The sequence below is a fragment of the Blautia caccae genome, from assembly GCF_040095955.1.
Classification (GTDB): domain Bacteria; phylum Bacillota; class Clostridia; order Lachnospirales; family Lachnospiraceae; genus Blautia; species Blautia celeris.
The window spans coordinates 179,195-191,894 of record NZ_JBBMFP010000006.1; the positions used below are offsets into that span (position 1 = coordinate 179,195).

Below are 12,700 nucleotides of genomic sequence, written 5' to 3' on the forward strand. Positions count from 1 at the left end.
TTTTCGCGTCTTTTTCTCCCCTCAGATTCCCTTTTCCTGTTCTACAAATTTCGACATTTGCAATTTGTTTTTTATTATACAGGCATACAATTCCCCGTGTCAATCTTTCTGATAAGAATTACTATTATTGGTAGAATTTACCATCACTTTAGCCATTACCTCTTTTAATCTTTCATTTGTCTGACTGTTTATGTGTAATTCCCTATTTTCACAGAAACCACTCTCGGGTGGATTTTCCCCACAGATGTCCCCTCCGATACATTTCCTTGCCGCTGCCGCCTCCTCGATCAGGCCCAGAAGGCAGTCCAGTTTCATCTCTCCCTGGTCCCAGTTTGTGACTGCATCCCTGCCCCGGAGAATATCCTTGTCCACAGAGAGATATAAGGGACAGGATTCCCCCTCCAAAAATTCTCTGAACTTCTGTAGTCTGCCCTCCTGCAGATCCTCGGCAGATACCCAGGTCACCTGTTTTGACGGTATATCCCTTTGAAAATCTGCCTCCTTTGGCCCTATGATACACACACTTTTCAGCAGGGGATTGGACAGCATAGCTTCTCTCACCCAGCTTCCGCAGGACAGAAGGCCAAAGAATGCGGATTCCTGCATGTCTGTGTGATTGTCAAAAAGAAGAAGGGAAAAAGGAGTGTCAATCATCTCCATCCAAAATTTTGATAAATAGTGATAATTGCCGGAATCCAGAAAATGGATGCCGCAGGGGCCATATGCCCGAATCCTTTCCTTTATCTCCTGTTCTGCCTCCGAGGTACAGTAACAATTGACCCCTTCCGCATGGGTAAAATCCACCATCTCATAATCACCGGCCTTTTGTCTATAAAAATCTTCCTCCGGGTACACACCGGAAAAATTCATGATAACTGTCTTCATCCTAAAATATCTCCTGTTTTTTCTCTTACCATAGCACAGAGAGACAGATCTTGTAAACTGCTGCTGTCTGTCTCCCGGCAAGCCAAAAAGGACCGCCGCTTACAGACGAAGCGGCGGTCCTCAAAGGAGGGGTAACAAAGAAGCTTATCCTTCAATGGAGATATATTTATTTTCTTCCACCTGTTTTTTGTCTTTCTTAGGTACCGTGAGACGAAGGATTCCGTCCTCAAATCTGGCCCGAATCTCATCCTGGGTAACGCCTTCGCCGATATAGAAGCTTCTGGAGCAGCTTCCCGCGTAGCGTTCTCTGCGGATATATTTTCCTTCCTTATCCTCTTTATCCTTGTCAAGTCCTTTGGATGCCTGGATGGTGAGATATCCGTTCTCCAGTCTGGCCGTTACATTCTCTTTCTTGAAGCCCGGCAGGTCAATGTCAATTTCAAAGGAATCTTCCGTCTCTTTTACGTCGGTCTTCATCAGATTCTTCTCATTCTTTCCGTACAGCGGATTCTTCCTTCCGAAGAACTCCTTCTCAAAAGGAAAATCCATCCATTCATCAAATAAATCTTCTCCAAAAATACTGGGCATCATTCTCATAAGTCATTCTCCTTTCCTATATATCAATCAATGAATTGTTACATTTGGCAGGGGATTCTTTCTTTTCCCTTGTTCTAATTGTAATATAGCACGCATTATTAGCACTGTCAATAGGCGAGTGCTAATTTCACACTTTTTTCACATTTTACCTTCGTTGTTTGATATATCAAAAAAAGAATCTTCCGTTTTCTATGCACCGCGGCCTTATGCAGCGCAAGATAGCGAAAGATCCTTTTTCCGTTTATTTTTTATTCCTGCTTTTATTCACAGCACTTGACAAAAGTTTATCCAGATATACAGATTTAAACTGCTTACTTGCCAGTGCCTGTTTCAGCGGAGGCAGATTTAAGATCACTCCAAACACGGCAGCCATGGCTCTGTGGTTGGCAAATGCCTGATTGTCGAATACGAGGTTCTGAAGCGTTCCTTTTTCTATGGCCTGGAGCACAAACCTGTGCGTACTGTTCACAGGCGTTATCACCTGTACCGGACGCCGCTCCAGTTTCAGGGAACCGTTGGGACATCTGGATGCGCACACACCGCAGCCCAGGCAGATATCCGTATCCACCACGGGACGTCTTTTCTTTTTCCCGTCCTCCGGGACCGTCTCCATGGAAATGGCAAAAATGGGACATGCCTTCTCACACTTTCCGCATCCGATACAGGTCTTCTCCTCCACCGACGGGATATAATTGGTGGTTGCCACCGGCTGCATGGGAGAGAATTTTCTGGCAGCCTGCAGAGCCTCACAACAGCATCCGCAGCAGTTACAGATAAACGCCGGGTCCTCTCTGACATTCTCCCCGATCTGCACCAGTCCCGCATCGTAGGAGCGTTCCAGAGCGTCCATGGCTTCTTCCTTGGAGATAAGCCGGGCATGTCCGCCGTGCTCTGCCAGGGAGCGGGCCACATTGCCGAAAGTCAGGCATACATCCCAGGGAGCATCAATCTCACAGGGATGCCCCGCGTGATATGCCTTATGTCTGCAGTAACAGGTTCCCAGGCCAATGTACTCTGCCTCCTCCACAATGTGGCTGGCCCGCTCATGGTCCAGGATATGCAGGGTATTTTCCGTGGTAAGCACCGGTTCCTGCACGTAGACACGGCCCAGCTTTGTCTCCGTGGCATAGAAAAGGTCTTTTACAAAGTCCTCCTCCACATTCATATACTGATAATACAGTTCGCTGAGATACTTCTGGTCAATATCCCCTCTGGTCCTCATCAGGGCAAATTCAATAAACCCGGCCATGGGCGGCGGCATGACAAAACGGCGGACTCCCCTGTAGGTGGAATCCACCAGCAGCGCCTTCTCACACAGATGGTCCAGCACTTTTTCCGCCTTTGCCTCCGTGGTCCCCCAGATACGGGCAGCCTTTTTCAAAGTGAAGGGGCGTACCGGCAGAAGTGCCACCCATTTTGCCTCCTTCTCCGTGTAGAGCACCTGGAGGATCTTATAAAAAGTCTCCGAAGGCGGCGCTCCCTGGGTAAACCAGTTGATTCTTTCTTCCAGATTTTTATATGCGTCTTTTGATGTTATATGTCCCATGCTAAATGTCCTGTCATACAATATGGTAACTTACGGTCCGCACGGAAAATGCGGATACCTGCCTGGCTGTTACACAAAATGTACCTCTCCTGTTTTTTTCACTTCTTTTTTCTCTGATGCCGCAGCATATCCAAGGGCAGCCATGCCGAATACCCTGTGGGAATCCGGTATCTCCCAGCTCCTTAACATCTCCCGCACCTCAGGCTCATCGCAGATATCCCGCATCTGGTTGATCCAGACAGAACCAATCCCGAAGGAATGAGCCGCCAGAAACATATTTTCCAGAGCACAGGCATTGTCCTCCATGGAATGCTGATTTTCCTTTTCATTGGACGGAATGATCAGAACCTGAGGGCTGTACATGTCATACCCGTCTCTTCCCAGTTTCCTTCCTATGACTTCCGCCAGCTTCCCGATCTGCTCCCGGTCTGTCACCACGGTAAATTTCCATGTCTGACGGTTCTGTCCGCTGGGCGCATAGAGTCCGGCCCGGATAATCTGTTCCAGCTCTTCTCGTGGAATTTCCTTATTTTGAAATGCCCGGATACTTCTTCTGGTCAAAATATTTTCCATCACTGCATTCATGTTCTGATTCCTCCTTGTTTTTTCTTTTATTTTATCACAACGTCAAAAATTGTAAAGTGCCCCGCGATCAGCCCGCTGCGCCGAATGCCCATTTGTCCATGGTCTTTTCCAGACACCAGGGAAAATCTATCTTCTTGACAGACTGCCTGATTTTCACCGGACAAGTGAGAAATGTCTGGCCTCCCACCCGGTAAGTGATGGTTCCCACCTGCGTTCCCGCTTTGACCGGTGCTTTCAAAGTCTCTTTTCCCTCATAACTCACTTCAATTTCCTCATCCCGGCGCATCAGCATACCGAAGTCCTTAGCTGTCTCAGCCTCCACCTCAGTAAGGGCTGTATCTCCCAGGGTTTCACTCTGTCCGTTCTGAACCGGTATGGCTGCCGGTATATCGGGAAGTGCCGCGTCAGAAAAGGAACGGTAACTGTAATTTTCCAGCCCGTAATTCATAAGTTTTGTGGTATCCTTCCATTTGTAGGTCTTGTTATTCGGCCATCCGCATGCCAGAAGGGCAACAATGAATGTTCTGCCGTCCCTGGTGAGGGCACCTACATAGCAGTAACCGGCATTTGCCGTAAACCCGGTTTTTCCGGTGAGGGCACCCTCCATCATGTTCAGAAAAGCATTGTGGTTGTTGCAGGAAAAGCTCCGCTTTCCCTCCGCGTCCGAGAAACTGTAGGAGGCCGTCCTTGTCACGTTAAGAAATTCCTCCCTGCAGGGAGATTCTTTGATACAATACTTCATGATACGTGCCAGGTCTGCCGCTGTTGTGGAATGCACCTTCTGTTCCTCCCCCACTGTGACAGCGGCATCCAGGCCGTTGGGTGTGATAAAATAAGTATCCTCACACCCCAGTTCTCCGGCCTTGGCGTTCATCATATCCGCGAATCCCTCCACACTTCCTCCCAGATGTTCCGCGATCATCACAGCCGCATCATTGTGGCTCTCCAGCATCAGGGAATACAAAAGGTCTCCAAAACGGAAGGTTTCTCCCTCTGTCACTCCCAGATGTACTTTCGGCCTGGATGCCGCATAGGCGGATGCTGTCACAATATCCTCCGCGTTGCCCTTCTCCAAAGCCAGAATACAGGTCATGATCTTAGTGGTACTGGCCATGGGCCTTTTCTCAAACCCGTTTTTTTCATAGAGTATCCTTCCTGAGTCCGCATCCATAAGTACCGCTGAGGTGGCGTACAGGCTGCCAACACCCTGTCCATTTTCCTCTGCCCAGACGGTATCTCTATGTACCACGAAGCACCCAGTTATCACTGCGCATACCAAAATCCAGCTTATAATTTTTTTCATGCTTCCATCCCTGCACACAAAATTTCTTATACATTATATGCCTGTCCCGGGAGGATTATAACAAAAAGCTGTACCAAACCGGTCCGCCCCGGTTACAGTACAGCTTCCGTTCTTTGTCATGCAGCGCTGCGGCTGATTTTCTCTGTCTTTCCGAACAGGAAAAATCCGATGATAAACATCACCGCCAGCATTCCCACTCCTGTCCTTGAACTTCCGCTCAACTGTGTGGAAATGCCCATGAGCATGGTTCCCATGAACGCCGCTCCCTTTCCGAATATATCATAAAACCCGAAATACTCGCTGGAGTTTTCCTTGGGAATGATCCTTGCAAAATAAGATCTGGAAAGCGCCTGGATGGCCCCCTGAAATACAGCCACGCAGACTGCTAAGAACCAGAATTCCCATGCCCTGTCAAGCTGAAGGGCAAACAGTGCGATTCCCAAATATCCCAGTATACATACTTTGATCAGCTTCTCACTCTTAAATCTTGCCGAGAACTTTCCAAACAAAAGAGAACAGGGAAACGCTACAATCTGTGTCAGCAGCAGTGCCAGAAGAAGATGCGTGTCATCAATTCCCACGTCCTTTCCGTAGGAGGTAGCCAGGTCGATGATGGTGTAAACGCCGTCAATATAGAAGAAAAACGCGCCCAGAAAATAAAGCACCTTTTTGTCCTTATTGATCTTAAAGAGCACTTTTTTCAGTCTGGAAAAGCTCTCCTTTACCGGGCTGCCCTTTACCTCCACCCAATGCTTCTGATTATAATTTTTCAATAGGGGAATCGTGACTGCAAACCACCAGATCCCTGTGATCCCAAAAGAGATCATGGTTGCCGTAACGCCTGAGATACCCAGCTTCTCTGCAAAAAGTATGAGGAGCAGACAGGCGATAAAGGGAATACAGCTCCCGATATACCCCCACGCATAGCCATGGGAGGAAACCATGTCCATCCTCTCATCCACAGTCACATCTGCCAGCATGGAATCATAGAAGATCAGGCTCATACTATATGTGGTCTTGGCGATCACCAGTACCACCAGAAAAGCCAGCCATTCCTTGGGTATGGCAAGAGAAAGACACCCGACTACGCCGATCACAAAAAAAGTGGCGAACATGGGTTTCTTATACCCTTTTGTGTCCGCCAGGGTTCCGAACACCGGACCCATGAGCGCTACCAGGATGGTACACACAGACAGTGCATAGCTTAGATACGCTGTGGAATCCGCCAGGGAAATCCCCTCCGCTGTGGCTATATTCTTAAAATAAATGGGAATGATCGTGGTACACAGCATGACGAACGCTGAGTTCCCCACATCATACAGTACCCACTGTTTCTCCAGTTTGGTTAATCCCTTCATATGCCCCCCGTTCTTCTCAGCCGAAATTTCTGCCGAAGCGCTGCGACAGCCGCTCTTCCTTTACCATGCAGCCGTACAGATTTGTAAGTGCTTCCACCGCCTCATCCAATGCCTCCTCATACAGATGACGCAGTACATCTGTTGCCATATCACATCTTCTGTCCGGCTTTGCCGGTATGATATGGCCTCCCAGAGTGTCCCGGCATCCAAACAGCTTCATGATTCCCAGCAGTCCCTTTCTCTTCAGGCTGCTGCTGCAGACAAGGGCTCCGGTGTAAAATCTCATACCGTGAAGTGCTTTTGCCGCCTGCTTCACTGTGATCTTCCCAAAGGCCCTGCTTATGGTCCTGCAGCCCTCCATTGTGGGGAAGATATTTACGGCAGGTCTGTAGGTAAACGGGTCCTTTCCCTCACGCAGCATATAGTACCGGTCAAGCTCAGATTCAATCTCTGAATGGGACGCACCGGTTTCCTTTTCAAACCGCCGTACATAGGGATGACAGGTGTTGTCCAAAATGTAGTGGCATCCAAATCCCAGCAGATAGGATAACATCTGCGCAGTCGGCTCCTCCTGGTATTTTACAACAGCCTGGCAGAAAAATTCTGCGGCCTCTCTCTGGTGAACCTGGTGTCCCAGCCCGCTCACCCTGTTTTTCATCAGGGGCTGATAGTAAAACAAAATATCAGGTCCGTGCAGGCCGATCAGATACATACTTTTGGATTCCCTGATTGCCTCTTTTATCTCAGAAGGAAGTCTTTTATATACCTCCTTGCCGAAAATGTCATGTGTGTAAGTTGTTGGCATGTCTCTTTCCCCCGTTTATACATCCAGCTTAAGCTGAATTTCTTCTTCTGCTTCTGCCTTGAAATCTTCTATCTGTACCGGGTCCAGCTCCGGCAGCTCATCCAGCCCCTGAACCCCGAAGTTTCTTAAAAACTCCTCCGTGGTTCCAAAGAGCAGCGGCCTTCCCGGTGCGTCCAGACGGCCGACCTCCTGTACCAGATTATATTCCATGAGTTTGTTCACCGCATGGTCAGACTTGACACCGCGTATCTTCTCTATTTCAAGTTTTGTGACCGGCTGTTTATAGGCAATGATGGAGAGTGTCTCCAGCATAACGTCTGTCAGCACCGCCTTTTTCGGCTGCAGGGCAAGCTTGACCAGATAGTCATAATACTCTTCCTTTGTGCACATCTGATATGCATTTTCCAGCTCTATGATCTTGATTCCCCGGTCCCCGGCATTATATTTCAGCATCATATTCCGAATGATCTTTCTGGTGGTTTCCGTATCATGTCCTATAGCCTTGGCAATGGCGGAAACCTCTACGGATTCCCCCATAGCAAACAAAAGCGCCTCAACAGCGCCTTCCAGATGTTCAATTTCCATACGGGTCCCCTGCCTCCTTGCTCTCAATCTGAATATCGTCAAAAATATGCTCCTGCCTGATAGATATCTTTCCTGTCTTCATCAGCTCCAGGATCGCCAGAAATGTAACCACCACCTGGAATTTGCTGGCCTGTTTTCCCAGAAGGTCACGAAAGCTGAAACGCCGGTGTCTTCTGGCGTACTCCTCCACGTCGGTCATTTTCTCCGGAAGACTGACCTCCTCCTGCTCAATCTTGCCGAAATTGCTTCGGATGGGGTCCTTTTTATCCTCCTGGCGTTTTAATACATCCTGGAAAATTTTGTGAAGACGTCCCAGTGTCAGCCCGTCCAGAAGCTCGCTGGTATCCACAGGCTCCCTGTAGTCCTCCACTTCCCTTGGAAGGGTGGGGAGCTTATAGATACTTTTTGCCGCTTCTGCCATCCGGTCCCTGAGTTCATAGGACATATATTTATACATCTTATACTCCAGAAGCTGACGCACCAGTTCGTCTCTGGGATCTTCTTCCTCACCGTCCTCATTGACTTCTTTTGGGAGAAGCATCCTGCATTTGATAGAAATGAGGGTTGCCGCCATGACCATGAACTCGCTCATGATATTCAGATCTTCCCTCTCCATCTGGTGAATATACTCCATGTACTGATCCGTTATCTCCACAATGGGAATGTCGTAAATATTTACTTTATTCTTCTCAATCAGGTGTAAAAGCAGGTCTAAAGGCCCCTCAAACACCGGAAGCTTTACCGGGATTCCCATTTATTCTCATCCTTTCCATGGTATCGGGCATACCGCTTACGACATTCTACACTATTTTCAGTAAAAAGTCCAGAATATTCCTTACATCATCTTCCCCGGTCTGGTCCGGACCGGCCAAACTGTCACCTCAGCTCTCTCATCCTCAAAACCTCATCCTGTCCGCATCTTTCTTTCCCGTATCTTGCCTTCTCATATATCTCATGGAATTCTTCCATCCCCTCGGCACCCGACAGCCCTGCTGTCTCCTCAATCTCCTCCGGGGCCAATGACACAGGGATGGTCTTTTTTGCAGTGCTCTCTATCTTCTTTTTATAATATCTGCGGATCATCTCATTTGCGGAGCGGGCAGAGAAAAGGCTGCCGCTTCTCTTTCTCTTTTTCAATCCCTCTTTCCGGTCTCCCTTCACGGGGGAAAGAAACTCCACGCGGTCCCCGTCCGTAAGAACGGTTTCATGGTATTTTTTATATAAATCATAAAGGATACGGCAGACAAGATAAACAACTGCTGCCAGAAACAGTAAAACAAACACTTTTTCCAGTATTTGAAAAAGCGCCTGCCAGAAAGGGGAAGCCTCCTTAAATTCTCCCGGAAAAAACGGCATCTGTTCCGCCATCTCCGGCTCCTCCTGGATCAGCTCCTCCGCCCCGCCAAGACCTGCCAGAAGTCTCCGAAGCAGACGTACCAGCAGGTGCCCAATTCTTTGTAAGACCTTGTCAAAGCCGGACATGGGCAGAAATATCATTCCCGCAGTGACAAGAACACAGAAACCGCCCAGGGCGATCCTGTTCCCCTCCGCGATTCTGTTTTTCGGGAATCTGTGGAGCTTCTCATTCTGTGCATACAGCTTCAGAAGGGAGCGCCGGTTTTCCGAAAGAATGGTGAGCAGCCAATAAGCCCCTGTGAAAAGACAGATGACCGTTCCCAGAGTGCTCTTATGGTATGCCAGTGTATAGATATAGATACCTGCAAAAATCAGAAGCCCCGCGTAGGAAGGCCGCACAAGAAGGCTCTCTCCGCTTCCCGCCCGCTCAAAGAAGTACAGAAGCACAAGAAGAGCTCCGCAGACCATGAACGCTGCTCTCTCCCACACCGTTTGAGAGGCAGTATACAGAACTGCCAGGCTTACTGCACCTGACACTGCAAAAAGAAGCAGACTCTGAAAGCGGCGCTGTATCCAGTATAAGAGCAGTATGGGGACAAACAGCAGCAGGCTTTTCATCATCTGAATCGGCGTGATATCCCCGCCGAAAGACAGGATCAAAAGTGCCAGACTGTCCGTCAGAAGAAATGTATGAAAAAAGCGGTATACAACCAGCAGATCTATTTTCATCTCGGCACCTCCCAGCGTATGATCTCCATGTGGGGCGAGCACGGAAGCTTCCACTCCATATCCTTGTACAGGGTGGAAATCCACAGGGCGCTGCCCCCGGCCTTCGCAAGTGTTTCCATCTCTGTAAAAAGAGGCTGGCCCTGATTTTTGGAAATAAGAACAGGGATACCCCGGCCTTCTGACAAAAGACGGCGCTGCGCACTTAAAAGTTCGGGAAACTTTCCGGCGGGAAGGTCCAGATCCAGTCTTGCCAGATTCTGATACAGTTTTACAAGCTGTCCTCTTCCCGTGCCGGGCAAAACGGCGATGGGTGCCTCTGTGATGTGATCCCTGCCGTTGGTGACAAGGCCTGTGGCAATGCCTCTCTGCAGAAGCTGTTCTGCTAAGGAGACGGCCAGGGAAATGCCTGCCTCGTGGATCTCTTCGTATTTCCATATGGTCTCATCCTCCACATCCAGATAGATGAGGACCTGGGCACTGGATGTGGAATCCAGCAGATTTACCATAAGACCGCCTTCTTTTGCGGAGGCCTTCCAGTTGATTTTATTCATAGGGTCCCCCGGCTGGTATTCCCGCAGGCCGCGGAAGGAAAAAGGGTCCTCATACATCCGCTGCCGTACCAAGACCTGTCCCATAAGCTTTTTAAAGGGAATTTCCATGCGGGAGACGGGAATCGTTCTCGGATATACATACAGATGGGTGGAAAGAGGCATGGTCCGATACATCTCACGGTTCATAAGAAGGCCTCTTGTGAGAATCTCTGCCTGCTCAATCTCGTAGTATCCCCTTTTCCTTGCCAGAAATGTGATTTCCCGCTCTATTTTCTGGTAAAACAGTACGGAGAAGATATCTCTTTTATAGGTATAGTCGGAGATACTGGTATTTTCCTCCTCCTCAAAGAAGAGGTTTCTATGTACCCGAAAGGCTGCCTGCAGCATGGGAAGAAGGAGCCATTTTCTGTTTTCAATGGTTTCCGTCAGGTATGCCTTCTCCCCTTCGTGGACGGGCTGTTCCTGGAATTTTACATTTACCTCCAGATGCCTGTCCCAATTCTTTCGGTAGAACCACTCCGCCAAAAACTGCAGCAGGACGGCTCCCAGCAAAAGCAAAAAAATTGTCATGTTTTTCTCTTCCACTCCTCTGTGGGTACAGGGACCTGATTCAGGATCCGCTGAATTGCCTGGCTGCCGCTCTCCTCCTGTCCGTATCCGGAGGTCATGATCATTCTGTGGGCCAGAATGGGAACCGCCACGGTTTTTATATCCTCCGGCACCACATAATCCCTGCCCTTTACATAGGCATAAGCTTTCGCGCCGTTAAAAAGAGCCAGGGTACCCCTTGGACTTACACCTGCGATCACATCTCCTGCTGTTCGGGTGGCCTGCACCACCTCCACCAGATAGGACTTCAGATCCGGGTGCACATATACCTTTTTGTATGCCTCTCTTGCATTTAGAAGTTCTTCCTTTGTACACACACAGGAAAGCTCAAAAAGAGGCTGTCTGTCCTCAAAACGGTCCAGGATGGCCAGCTCCTCCTCCTTGTCCGGCAGCCCCATGGAAAGGCGCATAAAAAAACGGTCCATCTGCGCTTCCGGAAGCGGAAATGTGCCTGTGGTCTCCACCGGATTCTGAGTGGCAATGACAAAAAAAGGCTCCTGAAGTGTCCTGGTTTCCCCGTCAATGGTAATCTGGTGCTCCTCCATACACTCCAGAAGGCTTGACTGAGTCCTCGGCGTGGCACGGTTGATCTCATCAGCCAGCAGAATGTTGCAGAAAGCAGGTCCTTCTTTGAATAGAAACTCCCCTGCCTTCTGGTTATAATAGTTTAGCCCCGTCACATCAGAGGGCAGCAGATCCGGCGTAAACTGAATGCGGGAGAATTTCCCGTCCATGGAGCGGGCCAGGGATTTCGCCATCATCGTCTTGCCTGTTCCGGGCACGTCCTCCAAAAGGACATGGCCTCCGGCAGTCAGGGCAGTGAGAAGAAGCTCCAGCACCTTTTCTTTTCCCACAATCACCTTCCCCACATTTTCACGTATTTTTACCATACCGTTTTTCTCTTCCATTTCACACCTCTTTCGGCAGACATTCCAGCACCACCAGTTCTCTCGGATTGTTGATCCGAAGAGGCAGTGTGTGCTCACCCAGTCCCGCACCTGTAATCATGATCTGTTCCTTTCCTGTTACTCTTTGTCTTCTTCCCGCCCTTTTTGCAGGCGTATTGTCTTTCTTTCTGTATTCCCCGTAAGCATAGCGGGGAAACAGACGAAAATCAGGGCTGATAACACTGCCTAAAAACGGAAGCCGCATGATTCCCCCGTGGTAATGCCCGGACAGAATCAAATCCGCCCCCCATGCAAAATAGTCATCCCCAAACCTGGGTGTATGGGCAAGCAGGATCTCATATACATCTTTGTCGGGCCTTCCGATCAGCCCTTCCAGTTCTTTTCTTCCCGGTCCCTTCTGAGGCCCTCTGTTATAATATTCAATAGGCAGATCCAGCCCGGTCACCGCCACGGTTTCCCCCTTTATCTGCCAAACGACACGCTCATTTTCCAGATAGGAGACACCCATCTGTTTCATTTTCTTCTCAAACGCAGAGAATCGGCCCCCGTATTCCTCTGTGAATAATTTCATCCGCTGCTCGTGATTGCCCGGCCCGTATAATACGGGTGCCAGTTTAACGGCCTCGCTTAAAAATGCCGCAGCCGGTTTCAGGGACGCGTCTTCTTTTCCCAGCACCAGGTCTCCGGCTATCAATATGGCATCCGGGTTAAGAGCCCTGATCTTTTCAAAAACCGGCTCATTTCTTTCCCCGAACATCACATTGTGGAGGTCACTAATCATCACGAATCTCAGCGGATGTCTTTTTATCTTATCTGTTGTTATCCTGTAAGTAGTCGTCACAAATTTCTTCACAAATATTCCCTGCTCTTCTCTCTTTTCTCT

Annotated in this window: 13 protein-coding genes; all 13 read right to left on the minus strand. The window is 49.0% G+C overall.

Annotation, left to right across the window (positions count from 1 at the left end; all coding sequences use genetic code 11):
- Window positions 1-99 precede the first annotated feature (99 nt).
- Window positions 100-885, minus strand: coding sequence for an arginase family protein (locus WMO65_RS08805; RefSeq protein WP_054351265.1), 786 nt, complete (start codon window positions 883-885; stop codon window positions 100-102).
- 144 nt (window positions 886-1,029) lie between these two features.
- Window positions 1,030-1,482 carry an Hsp20/alpha crystallin family protein gene (locus WMO65_RS08810; protein WP_081960386.1) on the minus strand — a complete coding sequence of 151 codons (453 nt, stop codon included), beginning with the start codon at window positions 1,480-1,482 and terminating at the stop codon, window positions 1,030-1,032.
- Window positions 1,483-1,723: 241 nt separating this feature from the next.
- Window positions 1,724-3,028 carry a 4Fe-4S dicluster domain-containing protein gene (locus WMO65_RS08815; RefSeq protein ID WP_103731097.1) on the minus strand — a complete coding sequence of 435 codons (1,305 nt, stop codon included), beginning with the start codon at window positions 3,026-3,028 and terminating at the stop codon, window positions 1,724-1,726.
- A gap of 69 nt (window positions 3,029-3,097) precedes the next feature.
- Window positions 3,098-3,613, minus strand: a complete 516-nt coding sequence (locus WMO65_RS08820) for a nitroreductase family protein (RefSeq protein WP_033141783.1) — start codon at window positions 3,611-3,613, stop codon at window positions 3,098-3,100.
- A 67-nt stretch (window positions 3,614-3,680) separates the two neighbouring features.
- The gene (locus tag WMO65_RS08825; RefSeq protein ID WP_033141784.1) at window positions 3,681-4,916 is read right to left on the minus strand and encodes a D-alanyl-D-alanine carboxypeptidase family protein; all 1,236 of its coding nucleotides are present in this window, start codon (window positions 4,914-4,916) and stop codon (window positions 3,681-3,683) included.
- Between the two features lie 116 nt (window positions 4,917-5,032).
- The gene (locus WMO65_RS08830; RefSeq protein WP_033141785.1) at window positions 5,033-6,274 is read right to left on the minus strand and encodes an MFS transporter; all 1,242 of its coding nucleotides are present in this window, start codon (window positions 6,272-6,274) and stop codon (window positions 5,033-5,035) included.
- 16 nt (window positions 6,275-6,290) lie between these two features.
- Entirely contained in the window at window positions 6,291-7,079 is a 789-nt protein-coding gene (locus WMO65_RS08835) for a zinc dependent phospholipase C family protein (RefSeq protein ID WP_148392736.1), read from the minus strand.
- A gap of 15 nt (window positions 7,080-7,094) precedes the next feature.
- A complete protein-coding gene (gene scpB, locus WMO65_RS08840; RefSeq protein ID WP_033141786.1) occupies window positions 7,095-7,664 on the minus strand; it encodes an SMC-Scp complex subunit ScpB in 570 nt (189 codons plus the stop codon).
- Entirely contained in the window at window positions 7,654-8,418 is a 765-nt protein-coding gene (locus tag WMO65_RS08845) for a segregation and condensation protein A (RefSeq protein WP_033141787.1), read from the minus strand. The genes scpB and WMO65_RS08845 overlap by 11 nt, the downstream gene beginning before the upstream one ends.
- Window positions 8,419-8,540: 122 nt before the next feature.
- A complete protein-coding gene (locus WMO65_RS08850) occupies window positions 8,541-9,749 on the minus strand; it encodes a hypothetical protein (RefSeq protein WP_103731099.1) in 1,209 nt (402 codons plus the stop codon).
- Window positions 9,746-10,870, minus strand: coding sequence for a DUF58 domain-containing protein (locus WMO65_RS08855; RefSeq protein ID WP_033141789.1), 1,125 nt, complete (start codon window positions 10,868-10,870; stop codon window positions 9,746-9,748). Before WMO65_RS08855 ends, WMO65_RS08850 begins: the two co-directional genes overlap by 4 nt.
- Entirely contained in the window at window positions 10,867-11,817 is a 951-nt protein-coding gene (locus tag WMO65_RS08860; RefSeq protein ID WP_033141790.1) for an AAA family ATPase, read from the minus strand. Before WMO65_RS08860 ends, WMO65_RS08855 begins: the two co-directional genes overlap by 4 nt.
- Window position 11,818: 1 nt before the next feature.
- A complete protein-coding gene (locus WMO65_RS08865) occupies window positions 11,819-12,670 on the minus strand; it encodes a metallophosphoesterase (RefSeq protein ID WP_033141791.1) in 852 nt (283 codons plus the stop codon).
- Window positions 12,671-12,700 lie beyond the last annotated feature (30 nt).